Below are 24,776 nucleotides of genomic sequence, written 5' to 3' on the forward strand. Positions count from 1 at the left end.
CATGACGGGAAGGAAGACCCGTCTTTTATCGTCGGTCGGGGGAAAGAGCAAGCTGCGTTTTGTCGACCGAAATGGGCCTAGAACGGCTTGACGACAACCAGGATGACGATGGCGATCATCAGCAATGTGGGGATCTCGTTGACGATTCGCCAGTGCCGCGCCGGTTTTTCATTGCGGTCCTCGGCGAATTTCCTGACAGCACCGGCCAGATAGCCATGCACGCCCGACAGCAACAGCACCAAGCCTATCTTGGCGTGCAGCCAGCCGCCGTGAAAGCCAAACACTTTCCAGGCAAGCCAAAGCCCGAACACCCAGGTGACGATCATCGCCGGATTGATGATGCCGCGCAGCAGACGCCGCTCCATCACCTTGAAGGTCTCCGATTGGACGGACCCCTTCTCTGCGTCGGCGTGGTAGACCAGCAATCGCGGCAGATAGAGCATGCCGGCCATCCAGGAGATGACGGCCAGGATATGGATTGCCTTCGCCCAGGGATAGAAACCCTCAGGCGCAAAGAAAAACAAAAGTGCGGTGAGAACAACCAGCACTCCGATGCCGATGGTCATCCGCATCATCGCCCCACGAGTGCTGTTGCCGCGCGTATTATCCGATTGAGCCATCAGCGTGTCGCGCTCCGCACCTGCTTCACCATCGCCTCGACATGTGCCACCGGCGTCTCCGGCGTGATGCCATGGCCGAGATTGAAGATCAGCGGTCCGTCGCCCAGCGCCTTGAGGATCGCATCGACGCCGTCCGACAGGGCTTTGCCGCCGGCCACGAGCCGCAAGGGATCGAGGTTGCCCTGGACCGCACCCGAGCGCTGCAGTTCGTTCGCCGCCGCCAGGGGTACGGTCCAGTCGATCCCCAGCCCCGTGACACCGGTCTTCTCACGATAGGTCTCGTAGCGGGCGCCGGCGCCCTTGGGAAAGCCTATGATCGGAACATCGGGATGAACCGCACGAACCTGCCTGACGATCTCCGCCACCGGCTGCACGCAGAACTGATCGAAAGACGCATCATCAAGCACGCCGGACCACGAATCGAAAATCTGCACCACGTCGGCACCGGCTTCGATCTGGCGGATCAAATAGGCCGCGGAGTGGTCGGCGAGCACTTTCAGGAGATGCTTGAAGGCCGTCGGTTCGCGATAGGCAAACAGCCGCGCCGGCGCTTGGTCGGGTGTGCCGTGGCCAGCGATCATGTAGGTCGCCACCGTCCACGGCGCGCCGCAGAAGCCGATCAGCGTGGTCTCGTCAGGCAATCTTGCCCGCAGCCGGCGAACCGTCTCGTAGACGGGTTCGAGATTCACGTGAAACGTTTCGCCGTTGAGAGCCGAAATCTGAGCTGCAGTGATTGGCGTCAGCAGCGGCCCGCGGCCCTCCTCGAAGCGGACATCGCGCCCAAGCGCATGCGGCACGACCAGAATGTCCGAGAACAGGATCGAGGCATCGAAGCCGAAGCGCTCGATCGGCTGCAGCGTCACCTCGACGGCCAGATCAGGATTGTAGCAAAGATCGAGAAAGGACCCGGCGCGCTTTCTGGTCTCGCGGTACTCCGGCAGATAGCGCCCGGCCTGGCGCATCATCCAGAGCGGCGGCGGAAACACTGCCTCGCCTCTCAGCACGTCCAGCACGATGCGGTTCTCGGGCATTGAGCGCTCTCTTCCCTGCCTTCTCTATAATTAAATAGTCTATTTCTAGAATTTTCTGATTCTAAGAGTCTGTTGGTATCGGTGGTTGTCACCTGTCCCGCTTTGCCCTGGAAAAGGCCAGCCAGCATTTTGTCGCGTGTTTCTTCCGCGGGATTGTCAAAGAGTGTGGATGACCAGGATTCCATCACTGGAGTCAATGGTTTGACGTAGCCGCTGAAAAACCGCCTCTGTGGATGAAGCGCTGGCAAAAACGCCCGTCCCCAGATTTGTCCCCAACCGCACAGTGAAGCTGACAGCGCATCGAATTGTGGACAACTGGCCTTCTGATACAGTCGCCTCCAGCCGGTCGCCTTTGCGGCCCCGGTTTATCCACACAAGCCCACAGCCTGAGGCGCCCCCTGTGAACAAACCCCAGAGCTTCTTTCACCTGCACCTGATTTCCGACGCCACCGGCGAGACGCTGCTGGCGGCCGGCCGAGCCGCCTCGGCGCAATACAAGGATGCGCGCGCCATCGAGCATATCTATCCGCTCATCCGCACCGAAAAGCAGGTGGCGAAAGTCTTCGAGGACATAGAAGAGGAACCGGGCATCATCCTCTACACCGTCGTCGACCAGAAGCTGGCGCGCGGTATTGACGAGCGCTGCGCCGCCATGGGGCTGCCCTGCGTTTCGGTGCTGGAGCCGGTCCTCACCGTGTTCCAGTCCTATCTCGGCACGCCGGCCGGCCGCCGCGTCGGCGCCCAGCATGTGCTCGATGCCGATTATTTCCACCGTATCGACGCACTCAATTTTACGATGGAGCATGATGACGGCCAGCTGCCGCTCAACATGGACGAAGCCGATGTCGTGCTGATCGGCATTTCCAGGACATCGAAGACGCCGACCAGCATCTATCTCGCCAACCGCGGCATCAAGACCGCCAACATCCCGATCGTGCTCGGCGTGCCGGTGCCCGAAAGCCTGGTCGCTGCCACCAAGCCGCTGATCGTCGGGCTGATCGCCACCGCCGAACGCATCTCGCATGTCCGGCAGAACCGCGTGCTCGGCAACAGCAGCACCTACGAAGCGACCGATTATGTCGACCGTGCCTCGATCGCCGAAGAGCTCGCCTATGCCCGCCAGATCTGCACCCGCCACAATTGGCCGATGATAGACGTCAGCCGCCGTTCGATCGAAGAGACCGCGGCAGCCATTGTTGCCCTGCGGGGGAAGAATAGATGATGGGATGGCAACGCGACCTCCTGCCCCAATCAACCACTATCGACCAGGCCCAGAACCCATGACCGAAAAAATCATCCTTGCCTCCGGCAGCCCGTTCCGCAAAGCAATGCTCATCAATGCCGGGCTCGGCATCGAAGCGGTGCCTGCCGATGTCAACGAGCGTGCGCTCGAGGCGCCGTTGCAGGACAGCGGTGTGTCGCCGGAAGATGTCGCCCTGATACTCGCCGAAGCCAAGGCGACCGAGGTCAGCGAACGCAGACCGGGCGCCCTGGTGCTCGGCTGCGACCAGACTTTGTCACTGGGAGATGAAGTGTTCCACAAGCCGGCCGACATGGAAGGCGCCCGCCGCCATCTGTTGGCGCTGTCAGGCAAGACGCATCAGCTGAACAGCGCCGCCGTGCTCTGCCGCAACGGCAAGGTGCTGTGGCGCCATGTCGGCATCGCCAGCCTTACCATGCGCAAGCTCGATCCGGCCTTCGTCGGCCGGCACCTGGCCCGCGTCGGCGCCAAGGCGTTGTCGAGCGTCGGCGCCTACCAGATCGAGGGCGAAGGCATCCAGCTGTTCGAAAAGATCGAAGGCGATTATTTCACCATTGTCGGCCTGCCGCTGTTGCCGGTGCTGGCGGAATTGCGTGCGCTCGGAGCCATCGATGGTTGAGAAAAAAGCTTTCGTCACCGGCCATCCGATCGCGCATTCGCGCTCGCCGAAGATCCACGGCTATTGGCTGAACACATACGGCATCGACGGCAGCTATCATGCGATCGATGTCGCGCCGGCCGATTTTCCCGAGTTCCTCTCTTCCCTCCAGGCCAATGGCTATCAGGGCGGCAACGTCACCATTCCACACAAGGAAGTCGCCTTCGCCCGGGTCGAGCGCCGCGACGAGGCGGCGGAGATGATCGGCGCGGTCAACATGCTGTGGCTGGACGACGGCGTGCTGTGGGGCGGCAATTCGGACTGGATCGGCTTTGCCGGCAATCTCGACGAGCATGCCCGGGGCTGGGAGAGAAACGCTCCGGCCGTGGTGCTCGGCGCCGGTGGCGCGTCGCGCGCGGTCATCCACGCGCTTAAATCGCGCGGCATCAAAGATATCCGCATCGTCAACCGCACATTGGCGCGGGCGCAGGAACTCGCCGACCGCTTCGGGGCCGGCGTCTCGGCGCATGGCGAGGTCGGCGACTTGCTTGGCGATGCCGGCTTGCTGATCAACACGACGGCACTTGGCATGCATGGCGATGCGACGCTGGCCGCCGATCCGGCCGGCCTGCCAGCTCACGCCATTGTCGCAGACATCGTCTATGTGCCGCTGGAAACACCGCTGCTTGCCGCTGCCCGCGCGAGAAACTTGAAGACGGTCGACGGGCTCGGCATGCTGTTGCACCAGGCTGTGCCCGGTTTCGAACGCTGGTTCGGCAAGAAGCCGCAGGTCACGCCTGAGTTGCGACAGATGATCGTCGCCGACATCGTCGCCAAATGATGGGTCGCAAATGATGGGCGCAAAATGATGATCGTGCTTGGCCTCACCGGGTCGATCGGCATGGGCAAGTCGACGACGGCGAAAATGTTCGTCGACGCCGGCGTGCCGGTGCATGACTCCGACGAGACCGTGCATCGCCTCTATGCCGGCAAGGCAGCACCTCTCGTCGAGGCGGCCTTTCCCGGCACCGTGATTGCCGGTTCGGTCGACCGCACCGAGTTGGCGCGCCGCGTGCTCGGCAACGCTGCTGCGCTGAAGACATTGGAGGCGATCGTCCATCCGCTGGTGCGGGCCGATGCCGATGCCTTTCTGGCAAGGCACCGCGCCGCCGCCGCGCCGCTCGTCGTGCTCGACATTCCGCTGCTGTTCGAAACCGGCGGCCGCAACCGTGTCGACAAGGTCGTCGTCGTCACCGCGCCGGCCAATATCCAGCGCGCCCGCGTGCTGGCGCGTCCTGATATGAGCGAGGAAAAGCTGGCGGCCATCCTGGCCAAGCAGGTGCCCGATGCCGAAAAACGCCGGCAGGCCGATTTCGTCATCGACACCGGTGAAGGCATGGACGCCGCCCGCAGCGCGGTCGGCGCGATCATTGCCGAGCTCTCAGGGCGCTGAGCTCGCCTGCTAACTCCTGGGGGATAAGTCGCGCCCATAAGGCTCCTGACGGCAGGCTGTCGGCATTGCCCATTGCCATTTTGTTGCGCTCCATGATTCTACTCCTCCAGGAGTGGGTTGATTCTATGCGTGAGATCATTTTCGATACCGAAACCACCGGACTCGACATGCGCGACGACCGCATCATCGAGCTTGGCGGCGTCGAGCTGGTCAACCGCTTCCCGACCGGCCGCACCTTCCACAAATTCATCAATCCGCAGGGGCGCGCCGTCCATGTCGAGGCGCAAGCCGTGCACGGCATCAGCGCCGCCGACCTCGTCGGCAAGCCGACCTTTGCCGAAATCGCCGAGGAATGGCTCGCCTTCACCGACGGCGCCAAGCTCGTCGCCCACAACGCCAATTTCGACATCGGCTTCCTCAACACGGAATTCGGGCGGCTCGGCCAGCCGGCCATAGACACCGGGCGCGTCGTTGACACGCTGGCGCTGGCGCGGCGCAAGCACCCTATGGGACCCAATTCGCTCGACGCGCTCTGCCGCCGCTACGGCATCGACAACGGCCACCGCACCAAGCACGGCGCGCTGCTCGATTCCGAGCTCCTGGCCGAAGTCTACATCGAACTCATCGGCGGAAAGCAGGCCGCACTTGTCCTCGACGCGGTCGTGGTGCAGCTCAACAGCAATGGCGACGTTGCCGACATCGACATCTCGATCGCCGCCAGGCCAATCGCCCTGCCGCCGCGCCTGACTGAAGGCGAGCGAGCGGCGCATGCGGGGCTGGTGGCGACGCTCGGTGAAAAGGCGCTGTGGCTGAAGGTGGCGGCGGGGTGAACGGATCGCGGAGGTAGCGTTCCGTTCACCCTCTCTGGCCTGCCGGCCATCTCCCCCTCAATCAAGGGGGGAGATCAGCAGCTTCGCCGCTCCAGCCCATTCCTGCAACGTCTAAAGTTGGCGAAGGTCGCGATGACGGGCATCTCCCCCTTGAGGGGGAGATGCCTGGCAAGGCAGAGGGGGGTGCTGTCCCGCCAGCATCTCAGTATACAAAACCCGGCACGAAGCCGGACTTTCAATTCATGCGCTCGACGCGAGCCTTCAGCTCACCTTGACCTTGGATGCCGCCTGGTCCTCGGCCAGCTTCTGCTGGAACATCTGGGCGAAATCGATCGGGTCGAGCATCAGGGGCGGGAAGCCGCCATTGCGGGTGGCTTCGGCGATGATCTGGCGGGCGAACGGGAACAAAAGCCGCGGGCATTCGATGAACAGGATGGGCAGCATGTGCTCCTGCGGGAAGCCGGCGATGGCAAAGACGCCGCCATAGACCAGTTCGACATTGAACAGCACTTCCTGGTCGAAGGACGCCTTGGCGTTCAAGGTCAGATTGACGTCGAACTGCTTGTCGGAGAGCGGGTTGGCATTGACATTGACGTTGATCGCGATGCTGGGGGCCTTGTCGCGGCCGCGCAGCGAGTTCGGCGCGCCGGGGCTTTCGAAGGACAGGTCCTTCACATACTGGGCAAGCACGTTGAGCGACGGCTGCGCCGTTTCGCCGTTGCCGTTGGCGGCGCCGACCGGCGCGTCATCTTTGCTGGCCATGAGCCTTGTTCCTTTTGCCTGGACAGCAGCGCTGACCGAATTGAAATCGGGCGTTGGCTAGCATGGTCGGCATGACAAGACAAGGTTTGCCGCCTTCAGGCCGAAGGGGTCGATGTAGCCTCAGTCGTCCTCAAGGCGACGGTCAGTCGTCCTCAAGGCGACGGTCAGTCGTCCTTCAGGCGGCGCCACGGCGAGTTATGGTCGGGACCGCGCTTGAAATCGCCCTCGCGCGAATAGTCGCCGTCGTCGAGGTCGATGACCTTGTCGCGCGACCTACCGCGAAAACCGCCGGCGGTGAAATCGGTCGCGACGACGATGCGGCCCTTGAGCCTGCGCCAGGCAAGGTCGCGAACCGGCGGCAGGAACAGCAGCAGGCCGATAATATCGGTAATGAAGCCGGGGATGATCAACAGGATGGCGGCGACCACGATCATGGCGCCATGCGCGAGCTGGCGGCTGGGGTCGCCGCCGCCGGCCATCTCGGCGCGGACCCGCGCCATGACACCAAAACCCTGGTGCCGGAGCAGAAGCACGCCGGCAATGCTTGAAGCCAGCACCAGGCCGACCGTGGCGAGCGCCCCGACCTCGCGGCCGACAATGACGAAACCGGCGATTTCCAGCAGCGGCAGCGCAAGCAGGAACAGAGGAAGGAAGGAAATGCGCAAGTCTTGACCGATCGTTTCCATGTTTGCCGGGCGGCGCATAATCGCCGCTGGCACTGAGGCCGTTAGATAGGTATGCCTGCCTTTGATTTGAATGATTGCGCCATGCGTTCTATATGCTTTGCATGTTTAACGCCATGCGACCGCCGCCCGATTGGCTGGCGGTCCCGGCCAGGTCAAGGATTGATTGGCGAAAGATATGGGATTCTTCGACTTCGGCACCATTTTCTTTCTGATTGCGGCGGTGGTGATCTTTTTCCAGCTGCGCAACGTGCTTGGCCGCCGCACGGGCAGCGAGCGCCCGCCCTTCGATCCGTACACGGCCAGCCGCACCGAGAAGGACGCGACCCAGAAGCCCGAAAATGTGGTTTCGCTGCCACGCAAGCGCATGCCGGGCGAGACGGCTGCCGAGACCTATGCGGCCATCGATGCCTTCGCAAAGCCCGACACCGACCTCAACAAGGGCCTGCGCGCGATCAAGGATAATGATCCCTCCTTCGACCCCAAAGTCTTCGTCGACGGCGCCAAGATGGCTTATGAGATGATCGTCATGGCCTATGCCGATGGCGACCGAAAAACGCTGAAGAACCTGTTGTCGCGCGAGGTTTTTGACGGCTTCGTTGCCGCGATTGGCGACCGCGAGGCGAAAGCCGAAAAGATCCAGTCCTCCTTCGTCGGCATCGACAAGGCCGACATCGTCTCGGCCGAGATGAAGGGCGGCGAGGCCCACATCACGCTGCGCATCGTGAGCGAACTGATTTCGGCGACCCGCGACAAGGCGGGTGCCGTCATCGATGGCGATCCCGAGACGGTGGCCGAGGTCAAGGATGTCTGGACCTTCGCCCGCGACACACGCTCGCGCGATCCGAACTGGAAGCTGGTCGCCACCGAGGAAGAAGACTGAGCCTATGCATGTCGCCCGGTGCGGGCAGCTTTTTTGGGATAGCGACATGCAGGCAAACATGGGCAGTGGCGAGGCTGAGGTGTCGCTCTCGCCGCTTTTCGTGGAAAAGTCCTTCGATGATCTTCCCGGTTGGAATTCCGATGACCATCTGCCCGCTTTCGAAGCCTTCCGCCGTTCGGCCTTTCATGTCCTGAACAAGCCCTACCGCACCGGTTCGTTGGGCGTCCGGTTCGACGCGTTTGCCGGCGCTTATGACGAGGCGCGCACCGTTTCGCCGGCGAATCGGTCGGCGGCCAAGGCTTTTTTCGAGCGCCATTTCGCCCCAGTCCAGATTCGATCCGAAAACCTCGGCCTGGTCACCGGCTTCTACGAGCCGGAGGCCGAGGCCTCACCAGTGCGCACGGATGAATTCACCGTGCCGCTTCTGGCGCGACCGGCCGACCTCGTCGACATCGATGACGCCAACCGCCCCAAGGGCATGGACGACTATCTCGCCTTCGCCCGCGATACGCCGCAGGGCCTGGTGGAGTATTTCGACCGCAGTGAGATCGAGAGAGGCGCGCTGGCCGGCCAAGGCCTGGAAATCGCCTGGCTTGCCGACAAGGTCGACGTCTTCTTCATCCATGTGCAAGGTGCGGCCAGGCTGAAGATGACCGACGGCCGGCTTTGCCGCGTCACCTACGCCGCCAAATCCGGCCAACGTTTCAGCGGTCCGGGGAAGATTCTCGCCGAACTCGGCGAAATCCCACTGGAAAAAGTGACGATGCAGTCTATCCGCGCCTGGTTCAGGGCGCATCCGGATCGCGTCGACGAGATCCTCTGGCAGAACGGCTCCTACATCTTCTTTCGCGAAGCCGATGTCGACGATGCCGCACTCGGTCCTATCGCCGCCGCCAAGGTGCCGTTGACGCCCGGCCGTTCGCTCGCGGTCGACCGGCTGCTGCACACATTCGGTACCCCCTTCTACATCGACGCTCCGTCGCTGACCGCCTTCGATGGAAAACCGTTCCGGCGGCTGATGATTGCGCAGGACACCGGTTCGGCCATCACCGGACCGGCGCGGGGCGATCTGTTCGCCGGCTCCGGCGATGCGGCCGGCGAGATCGCCGGCGTGGTTCGCAATGCGGCCGATTTCTATGCCTTGGTTCCACGCGCTCTCGTTTCGGAATCGAATCGATGAACAAGCGCCCCGATAAACTCAATGAAGACGACCGGGTGCTGTGGAACCTGGTGGCGCGCACCGCCCGACCGTTGAAGGGCCGGACTGCGGTCGAGATTCCCGACATTGTCGTCGACCCCAAGCCGGCACAGACGCCGGTCGCTGTCGGTCCGGTCCTCGCCGCCAAGCCGAAGGCGCAGCATGTATCGCACGCGCTGGACGAGCCGACATTGGACAAGCTGAAGAAGGGCCGGCTGCCGATCGAAGGCCGCGTCGATCTGCATGGCATGACCCAGGACGAGGCCTATTCGCTGCTGTTTTCGTTCCTGCACCGGGCCCATGCCGGCGGGGTCCGCTATGTCCTCGTCATTACGGGAAAAGGGTCATCGTCGGGCGGCGACGGCGTCTTGCGGCGCGCCGTGCCTGCCTGGTTGTCGACGCCTGCCTTCCGGCCGCTGGTCTCCAGCCACGATCACGCCGCCCGCAACCACGGCGGTTCGGGCGCGCTCTACGTTCGGCTCAGGCGAACCCGCTGATGACGCCGTTCGGCGAAAAACTGCGGGCGCTTCGAGCCGAGCGCGGCTTGCGCCAGAAGGACATGGCGCAGGCGATCGGAGTCAGCGCCGCCTATCTGTCGGCGCTGGAACATGGCCGCCGCGGCGCGCCGACCTGGACGCTGATCCAGAAGATCATCGGCTATTTCAACGTCATCTGGGACGATGCCGAAGAGCTGGCGCGTCTGGCCGAGGCCTCACATCCGCGGGTGAGACTCGATACGTCCGGCCTCAGTCCTGCTGCCACCGAGTTGGCCAATCTGTTGGCCGAAAACATCGAGAAGCTGGACGAAGCCGAGCTTGCCCGCATCACCGGCTCGATCCGGGCGGCACTGGAGCGGCGTAAGTAGGGCGGCGCCAAGGCCACGAATGCTCATCAATAGCGCCGGCATTTCATCCTGAAGGCGATGCCCGCCGGCCGTTAGCCAGCGGGCATATAGCGAGATTACTTCGCGCCGGCCTGGCCGCCACGGCCGCCAGTGCTGTCATGATCGCCGCCGCGACCGCCACCCAGGCAGTCCGAGGTGAGATCGCAACAGCGATTGCCCCACTGGTTGTTCTTGGCGCAGCCGGTCTGGTCGGCCATAGCGGATCCGGCCAGGGACGATACCGCGATGGCGGCGAGGAAAGCATTACGCAGGAAAGCAGTCATTTGAAGTCTCCATGGTTGGGTTTCTGTTTACGGCTGTGTGTCGCCGCTGGAGACGGTTTGGTTCACGCAGGTAGCGAAATTTTTTGAGGAGGCGTTTCGAGAGATAAGATTTCGAGGGCAGCGCTGCCCTCATCCGCCTGCCGGCGACTATTTTGCAACGTTGACGATTGGCGAAATCACCGATGGCAGCATCTTTCTCCCCGTCATATACGGGGAGAAATGCCCGGCAGGGCAATGAGGGGCAGCGCCGACTTGCGGTTATCTCGTGAAAGTTATTAGCCGCGGGCTTCCGACGAAGCTGTTCGCAGCGACGCGCTCACATGCATCGTCCTTATTTACTGAACCGCGCCGACCAGTACCTGCTGGCCGCCGCGGATCGAGACCCAGCGGCCGGTGTTGTCGATGGCCTGCCGCTTGAGGAAGCGATAGCCGGTGGCGTCCCAGATCTTCACCTTGTCGGTCAGATTGTCGAGGACGTAGTCGCCCTTGTCGGTGCGCACGGTCAGCACGGCATGGCCTTCGCCGTCCGGCTTGCGCACGACGGTGATCAAGAGATCGGCCAGCGACACGCCAGAGCGCGAGAGCTGGCGGCGCTTTTCCAGCACATAGTCTTCGCAATCGCCGACGCCCTTGTCGGGATAGGCCCAGACCTCGTCCTTGCCATAGATGTCGTAGTCGCTCATCGGCTTTACGGCGGCGTTGACCCTTGACGTCACGTTGATCAGCTTGCGCATGAAGGCGTCGGTCATCGCGGCGGGGTTGAGGTTGCTCGGCCGGATCGAGCATTCGCCGGGCTGGGTTTTACAGAAATCATAGTGGCCGATCGGCTGCGAGGTCATGCCGCCCGTCGCCATGGCGCCGCCTGCAAGTGCCGGCACTGCCCCGCACGCAGAGATCGCCAGCCCTGCTGCCGCCCACAAGCGCAGCGTCCGTGCTATCGGTGAGGAAGTCATTGTCCCCGTTCGCCCTTGTTGTTAACGAAAGGTTAAAGGGGATTTACACTCCGTGTCAATTATGGGGGGAGCCAGATTCTTCGGCATGGTTACCCGCGCCCGCCCAATAGCGTCTATTGTGCAACAGAACGCCTGTGGCGCGCAAAATCGCCCCGCTGCTGCGGGCAATGCACTCTGCAGCTGGATCGAGCCTCAGCTTTTGGCGGAGCGGACCAGCCTTGGTTTCACCGCAACCCGGTTCTGGCGGCCGTAGCTGGTGATGAAATCGACGATGCGCGGCACGATTTCCGAGCGGAATCGCGACCCGTTGAAAACGCCGTAATGGCCGACGGCCGGCTGCATGTAATGCGCATGCCGGTCAGCCGGGATGTTGGGGCAGAGATCATGCGCGGCCTGGGTCTGGCCGAGACCGGAAATGTCGTCGTTCTCGCCTTCGACCGTGAACAGCGCGACATTGCGGATCGCCTTGGTGTCGACCACCTCGCCGCGATGCGTCATCTCGCCCTTGGGCAGCGCATGGCGCACGAACACCGTGTCGACGGTCTGCAGATAGAATTCCGCCGTCAGGTCCATCACCGCCAGATATTCGTCGTAGAAATCGCGGTGCTTCTCGGCACTGTCGCCGTCATGCTTGACCAGGTGCATGAAGAAGTCCTTGTGGGCGGTGATGTGCCGGTCGAGGTTCATGCTCATGAAGCCCGACAGCTGCAGGAAGCCCGGATAGACTTCGCGGCCGAAGCCCGGCACCGGCCAGGGCGCGTGCATGATGACGTTGTCGCGGAACCAGTCGATGCCCTTTTCCTTGGCCAGAAGATTGACCGCGGTCGGATTGCGGCGGGTGTCGATCGGCCCGCCCATCAAGGTCATGGTCGAGGGCACGAAGGGATCGCCGCGCTTTTCCATCAGCGCCACCGCTGCCAGCACCGGCACCGAAGGCTGGCACACCGCCATCACATGGGTGTCCGGCCCCAGCGCATGCAGCATGTCGATGATGTAGTCGATATAATCGTCGAGGTCGAAATGGCCGTCAATCACCGGTACCATGCGGGCATCGACCCAGTCGGTGATGTGCACGTCGGCATAGGGCAGCATCGCCTCGACCGTGCCGCGCAGCAGCGTCGCATAATGGCCCGACATCGGCGCCACAATGAGAAGCTTGGGGTCGGCCTTTCGCCCGGCGGGCACCGACCGCTCGAAGCGGGTAAGATTGCAGAACGGCTTCGACCACACCGTCTTTTCGCTGACCTCGACGCTCTTCCAGTCGACCACGGTCTTGCTCAGGCCGAAATGCGGCTTGCTGTAGCGGCGCGTCGTGCGCTCGAACAGTTCGGCGGTGGCGGCGACCGAGCGGCCCCACGGCGTATGCGAAAACGGATTGAGCGGGTTGGTGTAGAACAGCCGCACTGCATCGGCATAAAGCCGCGCGGGCTGCAGGGCGGCATGGTTCATTTCATAGAGCTGGTAGAACATCAGGTACTCCGCAGCTGCCGTGACCGAAGGGACGACGGACAGCGCCGAGCCTTGAATGTCTCGCGCGGAGGTTAACAAGATATTGCTGCGATGCAATACGTCACGTGGCGTGACATATGCCAATCTTTCGTCCAAGGCCTTGAGAAACCGCGTTGGGCGGGTGCAGCCGGCCCAATGTGCACTGCAAAATGCAAGGCTGTTGGACGACGGGGCAGGATGTGTCCGGCCCGATCGGGCCGGACTTGGACAGATCTAGACGCGCGCCATGCACACCGAGGTATGGCCGGAGCCGATGAAGCCGAGTTGGCCGGCGGCGCCCTTGGACAGATCGAGCACGCGCCCTTTGATGAACGGGCCGCGGTCGTTGATGCGCACGATGACGCTGCGGCCATTATTCTGGTTGGTCACTTTCAACTTGGTGCCGAAAGGCAGGCTGCGGTGCGCGGCGGTCAGCGCCGACGGGTTCATGCGTTCGCCATTGGCGGTCCTGGAATGCAGTGCGTACCAGGAGGCGCGGCCGCACTGGCCAGCGGCGGAGGAGGCGGATGCACCGACCATCAGGCCAGCCGCGATCGTTACCGCGACAAGCGCGGTCTGGTTTGTTTTCTTCATGTTGGGGGATTGGCTCCGTTTTCGACAGACCCCAGCCGTTAAGTGTCGAATAAGGCAGGAAATGCGGCAAGCATCGGGCAGTTCCGTGGCACCGGCACACGTTTGGAGTCGCTGGGAAACAGTTTGTCAGGCATCTTTCGTGTGGCGCGGCCGTATCGCCGGCGATATTGCGAGCTGTTTCACAGATTCCGTGAGCAAGGCAGGACGTTATATTACAAGTAGAAGAGAGCGCGATTGGGCGCCGTCCTTCCGCTCTGTCATCACGGTCATGGCGCAGTTGACCATCGACTTTGAAAAGGGATTCCAACGATGAGACTGCTCAAATATCTGCTGGCTCTGATCGTACTGGCCATCGGCGCGCTGTGGTCGCTGCAAGGCATTGGCGTGGTCGGCGGCAGCTTCATGACCGGCCAGTCGCAATGGCTCTATATCGGCATCGTGACCATGCTGGTCGGTTTCGCCGGGCTGGTATGGGCGAGCCGTTCGCCGGGGTGAGTTGCGACGAAAGTCGACCGCCACAGATCGACCCCCACTCCGTCGAGCTTCGCTCGACACCTCTCCCCCGATCGACGGGGGAGAGGAAAGGCGCGAGCCTTGCAGGGGCGCGAACTTATGCGGCCTGGCTCCCTTCCCCTCCCTCCGGAGGGGGGAGAGGTGGCGCCGCGAAGCGGTGACGGAGTGGGGGAAGGCGCTGGTCAAACCCGCAGTCGCAAACAGGGCCAACCCGGCGAGCAAGAAAACAGCCACCCCATATTGCCGGTCCATTCTGTTACCTATCTATCCGGTTCGGATAGAATGCCCTGCCCGCGATAGGCTCTACCCGAACAGCTGATCCAGAATCCTGCCCTCCAGCCTGGCAAGCTCGACCGAACCACGCCGGCGCGGCCGCGCCACCGACACGTCGAGATCGAGCGCGATGCGGCCCTCGTCGATCACCACCACCCGGTCGGCGAGCGCAACCGCCTCGGCGACGTCATGCGTCACCAGCACGGCGGTGAATTTTTGCTCCAGCCAGATACGTTCCAGAAGCTGCTGCATTTCGATGCGGGTCAGCGCATCGAGCGCGCCGAGCGGCTCGTCGAGCGCCAGGATCCGAGGCTGTCCGATCAGTGCACGCGCCAGCGCCACGCGCTGCTTCTGGCCGCCCGACAGCACCGAGGGCCATTCGTCGGCGCGGTCGGCGAGGCCGACTTCACCCAGGATGGCGAGCGCGCGCCGCCTGGCTTCCGCACCGGTGGCAAGCCCGGTCAGCCCGACCTCGACGTTTTTCACCACGCTGGCCCAGGGCAACAGCCGCGGCTCCTGGAACATGAAGCGGCTCTCTTCGCCAGCGCCGGCCTTGGCTTCCGGCCCGAATGTCAGCGATCCTGCCGTCGGCCGGTCGAGCCCGGCCAGCAGCCGCAAAAGCGTGCTCTTGCCGCAGCCGCTCTTGCCGATGACGGCAACGAACTGCCCGACCGGCACGTCGAGATCGATGCAGTCGAGCACGACCTTGTCGCCAAAGCGCTTTTCCATGCCCTTGAAGGCAAAGGCGCGCTGCCTTTCGACGGCCTCCTCCGGCCGTGACGGTTCCGGCGCGGCGACGAAGGAACGGATGGCGGTCAGGCTGGCGGTTGGCATCGAACCCTCAGGCGTTCTGGAAGGCGGGATGCCAGCCGAGCGACAGCCGCTCGAGCAGGCGGGCGAAGCTGTCGGCAAGCTTGCCGAGCAGCGCATAGATCAGGATCGACAGCACGACCACATCGATCAGCAGGAATTCGCGTGCCTGCATGGCCATGTAGCCGAGGCCGGAACTGGCCGAGATGGTTTCGGCAACGATCAGCGTCAGCCACATGATGCCCAGCGCATAGCGCAGGCCGACGAAGATCGCCGGCAGCGCGCCGGGCAGGATCACCTGAAAAAACAACGCGCGGCGGTCCATGCCGTAGACCCGGCCCATCTCGACCAGCTGCGGGTCGACGCTCTGGATGCCGAGCAGCGTGTTGACGTAGATCGGGAAGAACACGCCGAGCGCCACCAGGAACAGTTTTGCTTCCTCGTCGATGCCGAACCACAGGATGACCAGCGGGATCAGCGCCAGATGCGGGATGTTGCGGATCATCTGCAGCGTCGTGTCGGTCAGGCCGCGGCTGAGCGCCGACAGCCCGTTGGCAAGGCCGAGTGCAAAGCCGATCGAGCCGCCGATGGCAAAGCCGGCCAGCGCACGCAGCGTGCTGACGCCGATGTTTTCGATCAGCTCGCCCGACAGCGTCAGCCGCCAGAAGGCCTCGGCCACCGCGCTCGGCGCCGGCAGCACATTGGCCGGCATCACGCCGGCGCGGCTGGCGGCTTCCCAGCCAATTATGACCAGCGCCGGCAGCAGCCAGCCGATGCCGTTCTGTTTGACGCGCCGGGCAAAACTCACGACGAGGCCTGCAGGCGGTTGGCGCCGTGGAAGCCGACGGCGAATTCATTGGCGATGTTCTCATGCGCCCGTGCCCGCCTGGTGCCCAGGCCGAGACGCGGGAACAGAAGCTCGGCGACACGGTAGGCTTCCTCGAGATGCGGGTACCCAGAGCCGATGATGGTGTCGATGCCGATCGCCTGATACTCGCGGATGCGCTCGACGATCTGCTCCGGCGAGCCGACCAGCGCGGTGCCGGCGCCGCCGCGCACCAGGCCGACGCCGGCCCACAGATTGGGTGACACCACCAGCCGGTCGCGGCGGCCGCCATGCAGTTCGGCCATGCGCCGCTGTCCCACAGAGTCCATCTCCTTGGTGAAGCGGGCCTGGGCATTTTCGATCTGGGCATCGGTGACGTGGCTGATCAGCCGGTCGGCGGCGCGCCAGGCCTCTTCCTCGGTCTCGCGCACGATGAAATGCAGCCTGATGCCGAAACGCAGTTTGCGGCCGCGCCGTTCAGCCTTGTTGCGCGCCGCGCTGAGTTTTTCCGCCACCTGCGCCGGCGGCTCGCCCCAGGTCAGGTACATGTCGACGAGATCGGCGGCGAGCTCCTGGCCGGCATCGGACGAGCCGCCGAAATAGAGCGGCGGCCGCTCCTGTTGCGGCAGAAGATCAAGACGGCCATTGTCGACGCGGTAATATTTGCCGTTGAAGTTGACGCTCTCGCCCGACACCAGCGCGCGCCAGATGGTCAGAAACTCTTGCGCCTGCGCATAGCGCTCGTCATGCGGCAGGAACACGCCATCGCCGGCAAGCTCGGTCGGGTTGCCGCCGACCACGACATTGAGCAGCAGGCGGCCATTGCTCAGCCGGTCGAGCGCCGCCGTCTGGCGCGCCGCGAAGGTGGGCAACGTCACGCCGGGCCGTAGCGCCACCAGGAATTTGAGCTTTTCCGTCAGCGCTGCAAGGCCGGAGGCGGTGATCCACGAATCCTCGCAATTCTGCCCGGTCGGCAAAAGCACGCCGGGAAAGCCGAGCCGGTCGACGGCCTGTGCGATCTCCTTGAAGTAAGCGAACTCCGGCGGCCGCTGCTGCTGTTCGGAGCCGAGATAGGAGCCGTCGCCATGCGTCGGGATGAACCAGAAGAAATCGAGCGGGCCGGCTTGCGGGCTTGATGAAGCGGTCATGGCGAAATCCCTGAGGCTTGAAACGGCAAAGGCGCCGGGCGTTTTCCGCCCGGCGCCACACAAGAAAGTTCAATTGCCCGGTGCGGTCCACACGGCGTCGGAGATGCGCACCGCGTTCGGGATCAGCTTGAGCTTGTAGAAGCGATCGGCTGTCGCCTGCTGGCCGGCGATGATCTCGTCGGTGATCGGGAAGATGCCGAATTTGGTGCGATTGGCCGCGATCGTCTGTGCATCGAGCGGCACGCCGGTCACCTCATGCAGCGCCGCGGCAACCTTGTCGCGGTTCGCGTCCGCCCATTTCGCCGCCACGCCGAGCGCCGCTATCGTCGTGGTGATCGTCTCCGGATGCGCCTTGGCGAAATCCTTGTTGGCGAGGAAATAGGTGTTCACCTTGAGCACCTCGCTGGAGCGCGCCAGCACGCGCGGCTGGTAGCGTGTCTCGGCGATGGCGTAGAACGGATCCCAGACCGCCCAGGCATCGATCTGGTCGCTGGCGAAAGCCGCCGCGGCATCGGCCGGGCTGAGATAGACCGGGGTGATCTGGTCGAAGGGGATGTTTGCTTTTTCGAGTGCCGCGACCAGCAGATTGTGCGCGCTGGTGCCTTTGCCGACGCCGATGCGCTTTCCCTTGAGGCCGGCGAGCGACTGGATCGGCGATGCCGGCTTGACGAAGATCGCTTCGCCGTCGCCATTGGCCGGCAGTGCCGCCGCATAGACGATGTTGGCGCCGGCCGACTGGCCGAAGATTGGCGGTGCGTCGCCGGTCCAGCCGACATCGATGGCGCCGACATTGAGCGCCTCGACCAACGGCGGGCCGGCGGTGAATTCGACCCATTTCACCGCGACACCCTTGTCGCTCAGCGCCTTCTCGATCACCTGCTGCTGCCGGGCGATGACCGGCAGGCCGGTCTTCTGATAGCCGATGTTGAGCTGCTTCAACTCTTGCGCCGAGGCACTGAGCGAGGCAGCAATGCCCGCCGCCAAAAGGCCAAGGCCGAAAACGCGTCTGGTCAGGCTGAACATGATCCCTCTTCCTTCGCTGCGAACCGGCGCCGGGAAGGGCTCCCTGCCGTGGATGAGAGACAAGGCTAGGTAGGTCTATAAATTTAGTAGAGAAACGATTTTGCGAGTTGGCTGCTTGACGTGGAAATATTTTCTTCAGAACCCAGCACTCGTCATCCTAGGGCGAAGCAAGGAGCGAAGCGACGCGGCGCAGACCCTAGGATCCATGCCGCGACGTTTGCCGTAGAGTGGAACGGATCAGAATGTCGCTTGTGCGCGAACCGAGGCTCGATACCCTGAAACCATGACCGGCTACGTCTACATGACTGCAAGCCACAAACGCGGCACGATCTACATCGGCGTCACCAACGATCTCGCCCGCCGCATGCCTGAACACAAATCCGGCCAGGGCGCAGGCTTCACCAGCCGCTACGGTGTTCAACGGCTGGTCTGGTATGAGGAATTCTTCGACATCACCGAGTCGCTGAAGCGATGGCCGAGACAGTGGAAGATCGAACTGATAGAGAAGGCCAATCCGGAGTGGTTTGAGCTGTTTCGCGGAACCGGGTGGTAGGCGCCCGGTTTGTTGCTCCCCTGGAGCGTAGCATCAGCGTCTCGGCATGGATCCTAGGGTCTGCGCCGCGTCGCTTCGCTCCTTGCTTCGCCCTAGGATGACGAAATCGCGAAGGCTGGCGCTAATCACCATCACCTCACTGCGACCAATACTGCCAGGCCCAGTAAAATCCCTCGTCGCGTGGCGGCAGGCGGTCGCGTTCGGCGTCGAGTTGCACGGGGGCCGGCGATTTCGGCTGCGGCTGCGACGACGAGTTCTCCCGCCAGGCGAGCAGCCAGTTGCCGAGATGGGCGAACAGCACCGCGGTGGACTGGGTCATGACATCACTCCTTCTGTTCCGGGGTCGGCGGTCGCCGTGCTGCGAAGGGAAGCAGCCGGTCAAACCGGCAGAACTTGTTGTCATTCCTTTCCCGCCCACGGAACCAGCTGACGCTCGATCCGGCGGATAATGAATTCCAGCACGAAGGCTATTGTCGCGATCACCACTATTCCCATCACCACGACATCGGTGACCAGGAACTGGGCGGCCGACTGGATCATGAAGCCGAGGCCGCGCGTTGCCGCCACCAGCTCGGCTGCAACCAGCGTCGACCAGCCGGCGCCGAGCGCGATGCGCAGGCCGGTGAGGATCGACGGCAGCGCGCTGGGCAGGATGACATGGCGCACCACTTGGCGCTGCGTCGCACCAAGCGAACGCGCCGCATCGATGCGCTCCTTTGAGACACCGCGCACGCCCGAGGCCGTCGACAGCGCCACCGGCGCCAGCATGGCAATGGCGATCACCAGGATCTTTGACGGCTCGCCGATGCCGAACCAGATGATGACCAGCGGCAGATAGGCGAGCGGCGGGATCGGCCGCAAAAATTCGAGCAAGGGATCGAAGATGCCGCGCCCGACCGTCGAAATGCCGATAGCCAGCCCAACCGGAACGCCGATGACGATGGCCGCGAGCAGCGCCGCGAACACGCGGCCGAGGCTGGCGACGATATGCTGCAGCAAAGTCGCGTCGACGAAGCCGTCCTTGATCACCACGATGAACTTGGTCCACACGGCGGCGGGCGACGGCAGGAACACCGGCGACACCAGTTGCAGGCGCGCAGACAGCGCCCATGCCGCCAGCACGACCAGGATGGTGACGGCGCTGATCGCCCGCGAGGAAACCCCGCGCCGCTTCCGCACCGGCCGCGACCACGGCACCGAAAGGGCATCGGCCTCGCCGGTCGCGGCGGCCGGCCGCTCGCTGTAGGAGGTGACGCTCATGCCACCTCTCCTTCGAAGATCGCGTCGGTCAGTTCGCCGCGCGCCGCGGCAAAGGCCGGATCGGCCTTGATGGCGCGGATCGGCTCGCCTGCGGCATAGCGCCGGCTGAAACCGGTCTCGAATGTCCGCACCACATGGCCAGGTCCCGGCGCCAGCACGACGATGCTTGTGGCCAGCACCAGCGCCTCCTCGATGCCGTGCGTGACCATCAGCACGCCAACCCGGCTTGCGGTCCACAGGTCGAGCAGCGTCGTCTGCATGCGCTCGCGCGTCAGCGCATCGAGTGCGCCGAGCGGTTCGTCGAGCAGCAGGAATTCCGGTTCGGCGGCGAGTGCACGGGCGAGTCCGACGCGCTGGCGCATGCCGCCGGACAATTCCCAGATGCGTTTGTCGCCGACGCCGTCAAGCTTGACCAGCGCCAGCAACTGGTCGGCGCGGCGCGCCCGCTCGGCTTGCGGCACGCCGCGCAGCCTGAGCGCAAAGGCGACGTTTTCACGGGCCGTCAGCCAGGGAAACAGCGCATCGTTCTGGAACACGACCGCCCGGTCGGAGCCTGGGCCGGTGATCGGCCGGCCGCCGATCGTGGCGACCCCGCGCCCAGGCTCGACCAGGCCGGCGGCGACATTGAGCAGCGAGGTCTTGCCGCAGCCGGAGCGGCCGACCAGCACGACGAAATCGCCCTTGGCGACATCGATGGAAACTCGGTCGACCGCCGGCGCTGCCTGGCCGTCATAGTGAACCGAGACCTTGTCGAGTACGAGATGCGGGTCGAGTACGAGATGCGGCATGAAAAGGGGCTCCGGAAGAAAATCAGCCTGCCCCGGCCCTCGTTGAGCGGATCCGGGACAGGCAGCACGCGGCGTCAGGGAAGAGGAAACCGCGCGTGTTCAGAGCAATTCCAGGAAAAGTGTGAAGCGGTTTTCCGTCCGGAATTGCGTAAAACTGAAGATCAGTTCGAGGCCAGAGCCTCGGTCACGTATTTCGACGACACGTATTTCGAATAGTCGGGCAGCACGGCGTCGATCTTGCCCTGCTCCTTGAGGAAGGCCGAAGCTGCCTCGATCGCCTTGACCGTGCCGCCGCCGAGGAATTTGTCGGAAGCCTGCTCTTCCAATGTCGGGAAGACGTAACCCTTGAGGAGCTGCGGCACCTCTTCCAGTTTGGCGCCGGTGATCTTGGCGATCTTGGCCGCTTCCGGCGACGAAACCGACCATGCCTCGGGCTTGGCCAGGAACTGGGCATAGGATTCGCCGGTCACCTTGACGAAATCGCGCACGGCGTCCGGGTTCTTTTCGGCGAAGTCGGTGCGCACGATCCAGGCGTCGAAGGTCGGCGCGCCCCAGGCGGCAACCTGCGAGGAATCCAGCTCCACCTTGCCTGTCGTCTTGATCTGGCCGAGCGCCGGATCCCAGACATAGGCCGCGTCTATGTCGCCGCGAGCGAACGCGGCGGCTATTTCCGGTGGCCTGAGATTAAGGATTTCGACCGACTTCGGGTCGACGTTTTCGTGCTTCAGCGCGGCAAGCAGGCTGTAATGCGTGGTCGACACGAACGGCACCGCCACCTTCTTGCCGGCGAGGTCGGCGATCTTCTCGATGCCGGATCCATTGCGGGCGACCAGCGCCTCGGACTGGCCGATCAGGCCGACGACAAAGATGGTCTGGATCGGCAGTTCGCGGCTGGCGGCCGCGGCCAGCGGACTCGAGCCGACATAGCCGATATCGACCGAACCGGATGCGACGGCGGCGATGACATCGGCGCCGGAATCGAATTTGCGCCAGTCGATCGTGGCCTTGGTCGCCTTTTCATAGGCGCCGTCGGCCTGCGCTACTTTGGAAGGTTCGACCACCGTCTGGTAGCCGATGGTGATGTTGAGGTCCTGCGCCTGGGCCGGGCCGAGGAAGGCCGCACCCGCCAAAGCTGCCGACGACAGGAGGACAATGCGTCGCGAAATGCTGGACATGAAAGGCTCCATGAAAAATGAGAAAAACCGGATGCCTGTTCATAGTCAGCTAATTCTATCATTCTTGTAGAGTTAAATCCTTCCAAGCAAGAAGCACTTGTTAGAAAAAAACCACCGGCTGATGCGGGCGCGGTGACCGGCCCGTGCCGAACCGTGCGCAAACGCAAACGGCGCCCCCAAGGTGCTGAAGAGTTGGTGGTCCTGCCAACCCTCCCTACGGAAGAGGCCTGATTTGTGCTCGGCGCGCCGCTTGCGGCCTGCCGCAGGATCGATGTCGAGCCGTTGAGCCTCACCGACTTCCGCAGCGACGGCCACCGCTGGATGCTGCGGTCAAGCGGCGTGCCGGTGGCCGCCAAGGCCGCCCGGCCTCAGAGCGGCAAGGCGGCGTCCTGATATCGGGCGCAGGGCGGCGCCCGAGTTGTCGGGAGTCATGTTTCGCCGATCCGCGGGCTGCGACCCAAAATTCCCGGCAAAGCCCCAAATGGCGCAAATCCATGCTGTAAAAGACGGTTGATTTGAAAACACGTTCCGCGTGTTCGAGGGTAAGTATAGTAATCTTATCGACATTGGGAGCAGGAGCCGCCGCTCATCGCCGCAATCGCTCGCGGCTGGCTGTGACCTTAACGGCACAAAGCCTTGCTAAAGTGGCCCCTGCGGCGTGAAAACGAAGCAAAATCAAGGTTTCTCGGCTTGTATATCATGTCAGTAGAATTTATGTGTCGAAGCAGCTTGCACGCGGCGGGGAGGCACGTCAGGCGTTTCGAAACCGATGGTTTTGGGCCATCGCCTGACAGAGAAACATTCGGTCTATGCTCACCAAAAAAGGCAAGTACGGCCTCAAGGCGCTGGTCCATCTGGCGCAACTGCCGGTGGGACAGCTCGCCTTTGTCGGCGACATCGCCAGCGGCAACAACATTCCGAAGAAATTCCTCGACGCCATTCTGGGCGAATTGCGCAAAGCCGGTTTCGTCCAGAGCCGCAAGGGCAAGGATGGCGGCTATCGCTTGGCGCGCCCGGCCGACGAGATCAAGGTCGGCCATGTCGTGCGCGTGCTCGACGGACCGCTGGCGCCCATCCCCTGCGCCAGCCGCACCCAGTATCAGCGCTGTGAAGACTGCAATGAGGCGACATGCCAAGTCCGACATCTGATGCTCGAGGTCCGGCAGGCGATCGCCGAGGTGCTCGACCAGCGCACGCTGGCCGAGATGCGCGACATCGTCCTCGACGACCTTCCGGTCGCGAGGGACATCGACGAGCTTGCGCCGGCGCAAAAGGTCCCCGCCTGATCCTGAGCGTGCTCGCATGAGCGTCGCGCGCGCCAATTCGATCATCCCCAGCTCGATCATCATCGTCGGCGGCGGCGCCAGCGGCGTCGTGTTGGCCGCTCATCTGCTGAAGTCGCCCAACCCGGACCTTCGCGTCACGCTGATCGAAAAGCGTCCGCATTTCGGCCAGGGCATCGCCTATTCGACGCTTTTGTCGGCGCACGTGCTGAATGTCAGCGCTGCGGGGATGAGCGCCTATGCCGACGATCCCCTGAATTTCTGGCGCTGGTTGCAGGGGCGCGGCCTGATAAGCCAGGAACAGACGCCGCAGACACCCTTCTATGCACCGCGCAGCGTCTATGCCCGCTACCTCAAGGAAGTGCTCGACGAGCTCGAAGCGCGCGAAAAGGAAACCGGCCGTCTCAGGCTGATTCGCGAGGAAAGCCTGTCGATCTCGCCGACATCGTCCGGCGTCGAAGTGGTGCTGGCCAACGGCACCAGCGTCGTCGCGCATCTGGCGGTGCTTGCCACCGGCCATGACGAGCAGCCCGGCGCCGGCCAGGGCCACGCCATCCGCATGGGCGCCGAGGCCGACACCGCGCTCGATCCTGAAGCCCGCGTGCTGGTGCTGGGCACCGGGCTCAGCATGGTCGATGCCTTCCTGTCGCTCGAGCAGCGCGGCCATCGCGGCGAGATCGTCGCCGTGTCGCGGCGCGGCCTGCTGCCGTCGCCGCACCGCAAGGGCAACCCGATCAAGCTCGACGTCGCCGACATTCCGCTCGGCACGCAGCTCTCCTATTTCGTCGGCTGGTTCCGCGACCTGATCCGAGAAAACCAGAAGGCCGGCATCGACTGGCGCGACGTCGTCGATGGGCTGCGACCCTTCAACCAGAAGATCTGGCAGAACTGGCCGTCCTCGGCCAAGCGCCGCTTCGTCGAGCACACCAAGGCCTGGTGGGACATCCATCGCCATCGGCTGGCGCCCGAGGTACATACCCGCGTCACCGAGGCGGTGCGCACCGGCCGCATCCGCCCGGTCGCCGGCCGTGTCCTCGGCATCGAGGCCGGCGATGGATTCACCGTCGGCATCCAGTCCCGCCACACAAAGGCGCTGGAAACGCTGCAGGTCGCGCGCATCTATGATTGCACCGGCATCGCCCGCGACATCTCGACGACGTCAAACAGCGTCGTGCGCTCGCTGGTCGACCGCGGCCTGGCGCGGCCCGACCCGCTGCGGCTTGGCCTCGATGTAACGGCCAAGTGCGAAATCATCGCCGGCGACGGCACCGCATCGGCCAAGATCCTCGCCGTCGGGCCGCTGACCCGCGGCACCTTCTTCGAGATCGACGCCATCCCCGACATCCGCGTGCAATGCGCTAGGCTGAGCAAGCAGCTGCTGGGGTAAAGCTGTTGACGTCGGCGGGATAGCACTCCCCTCAGAGGGGAGTGGGAAGGATCGCTACGGAGGGTGTTGGGCTTGAGTCCAAAGCCCGCCTCAAACTGGAATTCCATTCCCCCTCTCGCCGGTTGATTGGCACGATCTACCTTCTTTCCGACTGCAAACGGCCGGAAAAGAAGCTACGCTGCCGCTCTGCCCCCGAGGCGGTCGCTTGTTCAAGGG

General features: G+C 63.6%; 29 protein-coding genes. 13 read left to right on the plus strand and 16 right to left on the minus strand.

What is annotated here, in order from left to right; all coding sequences use genetic code 11:
- Nucleotides 1-77: 77 nt before the first annotated feature.
- The gene (hemJ, locus tag NLY44_RS22440; protein ID WP_023685042.1) at nucleotides 78-620 is read right to left on the minus strand and encodes a protoporphyrinogen oxidase HemJ; all 543 of its coding nucleotides are present in this window, start codon (nucleotides 618-620) and stop codon (nucleotides 78-80) included.
- Nucleotides 620-1,651 (minus strand): uroporphyrinogen decarboxylase, encoded by a 1,032-nt coding sequence (gene hemE, locus NLY44_RS22445; RefSeq protein WP_023685041.1) that lies wholly within the window; start codon nucleotides 1,649-1,651, stop codon nucleotides 620-622. Before hemE ends, hemJ begins: the two co-directional genes overlap by 1 nt.
- A 400-nt stretch (nucleotides 1,652-2,051) precedes the next feature.
- On the opposite strand from hemE, the gene NLY44_RS22450 reads away from it, so the two are divergent.
- From NLY44_RS22450 to dnaQ, 5 genes are all read left to right on the plus strand, one after another.
- Nucleotides 2,052-2,873, plus strand: coding sequence for a pyruvate, water dikinase regulatory protein (locus tag NLY44_RS22450; protein ID WP_023805861.1), 822 nt, complete (start codon nucleotides 2,052-2,054; stop codon nucleotides 2,871-2,873).
- A 58-nt stretch (nucleotides 2,874-2,931) separates the two neighbouring features.
- Nucleotides 2,932-3,531, plus strand: a complete 600-nt coding sequence (locus tag NLY44_RS22455) for a Maf-like protein (RefSeq protein WP_023805860.1) — start codon at nucleotides 2,932-2,934, stop codon at nucleotides 3,529-3,531.
- Nucleotides 3,524-4,351 (plus strand): shikimate dehydrogenase, encoded by an 828-nt coding sequence (locus NLY44_RS22460; protein ID WP_023805859.1) that lies wholly within the window; start codon nucleotides 3,524-3,526, stop codon nucleotides 4,349-4,351. Before NLY44_RS22455 ends, NLY44_RS22460 begins: the two co-directional genes overlap by 8 nt.
- A gap of 27 nt (nucleotides 4,352-4,378) precedes the next feature.
- Nucleotides 4,379-4,963, plus strand: coding sequence for a dephospho-CoA kinase (coaE, locus tag NLY44_RS22465; RefSeq protein WP_023687592.1), 585 nt, complete (start codon nucleotides 4,379-4,381; stop codon nucleotides 4,961-4,963).
- A 125-nt stretch (nucleotides 4,964-5,088) separates the two neighbouring features.
- Entirely contained in the window at nucleotides 5,089-5,793 is a 705-nt protein-coding gene (dnaQ, locus tag NLY44_RS22470) for a DNA polymerase III subunit epsilon (protein ID WP_023672106.1), read from the plus strand.
- A gap of 261 nt (nucleotides 5,794-6,054) precedes the next feature.
- Here dnaQ and secB read toward each other — a convergent pair whose 3' ends face one another.
- Nucleotides 6,055-6,555 (minus strand): protein-export chaperone SecB, encoded by a 501-nt coding sequence (gene secB, locus NLY44_RS22475; RefSeq protein WP_023805858.1) that lies wholly within the window; start codon nucleotides 6,553-6,555, stop codon nucleotides 6,055-6,057.
- 164 nt (nucleotides 6,556-6,719) lie between these two features.
- Entirely contained in the window at nucleotides 6,720-7,220 is a 501-nt protein-coding gene (locus NLY44_RS22480; RefSeq protein ID WP_023805857.1) for an FxsA family protein, read from the minus strand.
- Nucleotides 7,221-7,416: 196 nt separating this feature from the next.
- Here NLY44_RS22480 and NLY44_RS22485 point away from each other — a divergent pair, with 196 nt between their 5' ends.
- The 4 genes from NLY44_RS22485 (at nucleotide 7,417) to NLY44_RS22500 (ending at nucleotide 10,184) form a co-directional block, all read left to right on the plus strand.
- Nucleotides 7,417-8,121: a Tim44/TimA family putative adaptor protein gene (locus NLY44_RS22485; RefSeq protein ID WP_023672103.1), complete on the plus strand. Its 705-nt coding sequence runs from the start codon at nucleotides 7,417-7,419 to the stop codon at nucleotides 8,119-8,121.
- Between the two features lie 79 nt (nucleotides 8,122-8,200).
- Nucleotides 8,201-9,301 (plus strand): murein transglycosylase A, encoded by a 1,101-nt coding sequence (mltA, locus tag NLY44_RS22490; protein WP_023805856.1) that lies wholly within the window; start codon nucleotides 8,201-8,203, stop codon nucleotides 9,299-9,301.
- On the plus strand, nucleotides 9,298-9,816 hold the full coding sequence (locus NLY44_RS22495) for a Smr/MutS family protein (protein WP_023692923.1): 519 nt from the start codon (nucleotides 9,298-9,300) through the stop codon (nucleotides 9,814-9,816). The genes mltA and NLY44_RS22495 overlap by 4 nt, the downstream gene beginning before the upstream one ends.
- Nucleotides 9,816-10,184 carry a helix-turn-helix domain-containing protein gene (locus NLY44_RS22500; RefSeq protein WP_023672100.1) on the plus strand — a complete coding sequence of 123 codons (369 nt, stop codon included), beginning with the start codon at nucleotides 9,816-9,818 and terminating at the stop codon, nucleotides 10,182-10,184. Before NLY44_RS22495 ends, NLY44_RS22500 begins: the two co-directional genes overlap by 1 nt.
- Before the next feature lie 95 nt (nucleotides 10,185-10,279).
- Here NLY44_RS22500 and NLY44_RS22505 read toward each other — a convergent pair whose 3' ends face one another.
- From NLY44_RS22505 to NLY44_RS22520, 4 genes are all read right to left on the minus strand, one after another.
- Nucleotides 10,280-10,486: a hypothetical protein gene (locus NLY44_RS22505; RefSeq protein ID WP_023672099.1), complete on the minus strand. Its 207-nt coding sequence runs from the start codon at nucleotides 10,484-10,486 to the stop codon at nucleotides 10,280-10,282.
- Between the two features lie 335 nt (nucleotides 10,487-10,821).
- Nucleotides 10,822-11,439, minus strand: coding sequence for a transglutaminase-like cysteine peptidase (locus NLY44_RS22510; RefSeq protein ID WP_023805854.1), 618 nt, complete (start codon nucleotides 11,437-11,439; stop codon nucleotides 10,822-10,824).
- A 192-nt stretch (nucleotides 11,440-11,631) separates the two neighbouring features.
- Complete coding sequence (locus NLY44_RS22515) at nucleotides 11,632-12,909, minus strand: polyhydroxyalkanoate depolymerase (protein ID WP_023805853.1); 1,278 nt, start codon at nucleotides 12,907-12,909, stop codon at nucleotides 11,632-11,634.
- A gap of 252 nt (nucleotides 12,910-13,161) precedes the next feature.
- Complete coding sequence (locus tag NLY44_RS22520) at nucleotides 13,162-13,521, minus strand: septal ring lytic transglycosylase RlpA family protein (RefSeq protein WP_023672096.1); 360 nt, start codon at nucleotides 13,519-13,521, stop codon at nucleotides 13,162-13,164.
- A 309-nt stretch (nucleotides 13,522-13,830) separates the two neighbouring features.
- Here NLY44_RS22520 and NLY44_RS22525 point away from each other — a divergent pair, with 309 nt between their 5' ends.
- Entirely contained in the window at nucleotides 13,831-14,016 is a 186-nt protein-coding gene (locus NLY44_RS22525; RefSeq protein WP_023672095.1) for a hypothetical protein, read from the plus strand.
- 321 nt (nucleotides 14,017-14,337) lie between these two features.
- Here the strand turns inward: NLY44_RS22525 and NLY44_RS22530 are convergent, their stop codons facing one another.
- The 4 genes from NLY44_RS22530 to NLY44_RS22545 all read right to left on the minus strand — a co-directional run bounded on the left by NLY44_RS22530 (nucleotide 14,338) and on the right by NLY44_RS22545 (nucleotide 18,114).
- Nucleotides 14,338-15,141, minus strand: a complete 804-nt coding sequence (locus NLY44_RS22530) for an ATP-binding cassette domain-containing protein (protein WP_023672094.1) — start codon at nucleotides 15,139-15,141, stop codon at nucleotides 14,338-14,340.
- Between the two features lie 7 nt (nucleotides 15,142-15,148).
- Complete coding sequence (locus tag NLY44_RS22535; protein WP_023672093.1) at nucleotides 15,149-15,925, minus strand: ABC transporter permease subunit; 777 nt, start codon at nucleotides 15,923-15,925, stop codon at nucleotides 15,149-15,151.
- Nucleotides 15,922-17,091, minus strand: coding sequence for an FMNH2-dependent alkanesulfonate monooxygenase (ssuD, locus tag NLY44_RS22540; protein WP_023672092.1), 1,170 nt, complete (start codon nucleotides 17,089-17,091; stop codon nucleotides 15,922-15,924). Before ssuD ends, NLY44_RS22535 begins: the two co-directional genes overlap by 4 nt.
- A 69-nt stretch (nucleotides 17,092-17,160) precedes the next feature.
- Nucleotides 17,161-18,114, minus strand: coding sequence for a sulfonate ABC transporter substrate-binding protein (locus tag NLY44_RS22545; protein WP_023672091.1), 954 nt, complete (start codon nucleotides 18,112-18,114; stop codon nucleotides 17,161-17,163).
- A gap of 283 nt (nucleotides 18,115-18,397) precedes the next feature.
- On the opposite strand from NLY44_RS22545, the gene NLY44_RS22550 reads away from it, so the two are divergent.
- A complete protein-coding gene (locus tag NLY44_RS22550; RefSeq protein WP_023805852.1) occupies nucleotides 18,398-18,667 on the plus strand; it encodes a GIY-YIG nuclease family protein in 270 nt (89 codons plus the stop codon).
- A gap of 136 nt (nucleotides 18,668-18,803) precedes the next feature.
- On the opposite strand, the gene NLY44_RS22555 is transcribed toward NLY44_RS22550, so the two are convergent.
- From NLY44_RS22555 to tauA, 4 genes are all read right to left on the minus strand, one after another.
- The gene (locus NLY44_RS22555; RefSeq protein WP_023672089.1) at nucleotides 18,804-18,986 is read right to left on the minus strand and encodes a hypothetical protein; all 183 of its coding nucleotides are present in this window, start codon (nucleotides 18,984-18,986) and stop codon (nucleotides 18,804-18,806) included.
- 80 nt (nucleotides 18,987-19,066) lie between these two features.
- On the minus strand, nucleotides 19,067-19,927 hold the full coding sequence (locus NLY44_RS22560) for an ABC transporter permease subunit (protein WP_023805851.1): 861 nt from the start codon (nucleotides 19,925-19,927) through the stop codon (nucleotides 19,067-19,069).
- A complete protein-coding gene (locus NLY44_RS22565; protein ID WP_023805850.1) occupies nucleotides 19,924-20,715 on the minus strand; it encodes a taurine ABC transporter ATP-binding protein in 792 nt (263 codons plus the stop codon). Before NLY44_RS22565 ends, NLY44_RS22560 begins: the two co-directional genes overlap by 4 nt.
- Before the next feature lie 161 nt (nucleotides 20,716-20,876).
- Complete coding sequence (gene tauA, locus NLY44_RS22570) at nucleotides 20,877-21,890, minus strand: taurine ABC transporter substrate-binding protein (protein WP_023687577.1); 1,014 nt, start codon at nucleotides 21,888-21,890, stop codon at nucleotides 20,877-20,879.
- Nucleotides 21,891-22,699: 809 nt separating this feature from the next.
- On the opposite strand from tauA, the gene NLY44_RS22575 reads away from it, so the two are divergent.
- Both NLY44_RS22575 and NLY44_RS22580 read left to right on the plus strand, forming a co-directional pair.
- The gene (locus NLY44_RS22575; RefSeq protein ID WP_023805849.1) at nucleotides 22,700-23,176 is read left to right on the plus strand and encodes an RrF2 family transcriptional regulator; all 477 of its coding nucleotides are present in this window, start codon (nucleotides 22,700-22,702) and stop codon (nucleotides 23,174-23,176) included.
- A gap of 16 nt (nucleotides 23,177-23,192) precedes the next feature.
- Complete coding sequence (locus tag NLY44_RS22580) at nucleotides 23,193-24,560, plus strand: FAD/NAD(P)-binding protein (RefSeq protein WP_023687575.1); 1,368 nt, start codon at nucleotides 23,193-23,195, stop codon at nucleotides 24,558-24,560.
- Nucleotides 24,561-24,776: the final 216 nt, after the last annotated feature.

Origin of the sequence: Mesorhizobium sp. C089B, from assembly GCF_030323125.1 — a bacterium.
Lineage (GTDB): Bacteria > Pseudomonadota > Alphaproteobacteria > Rhizobiales > Rhizobiaceae > Mesorhizobium.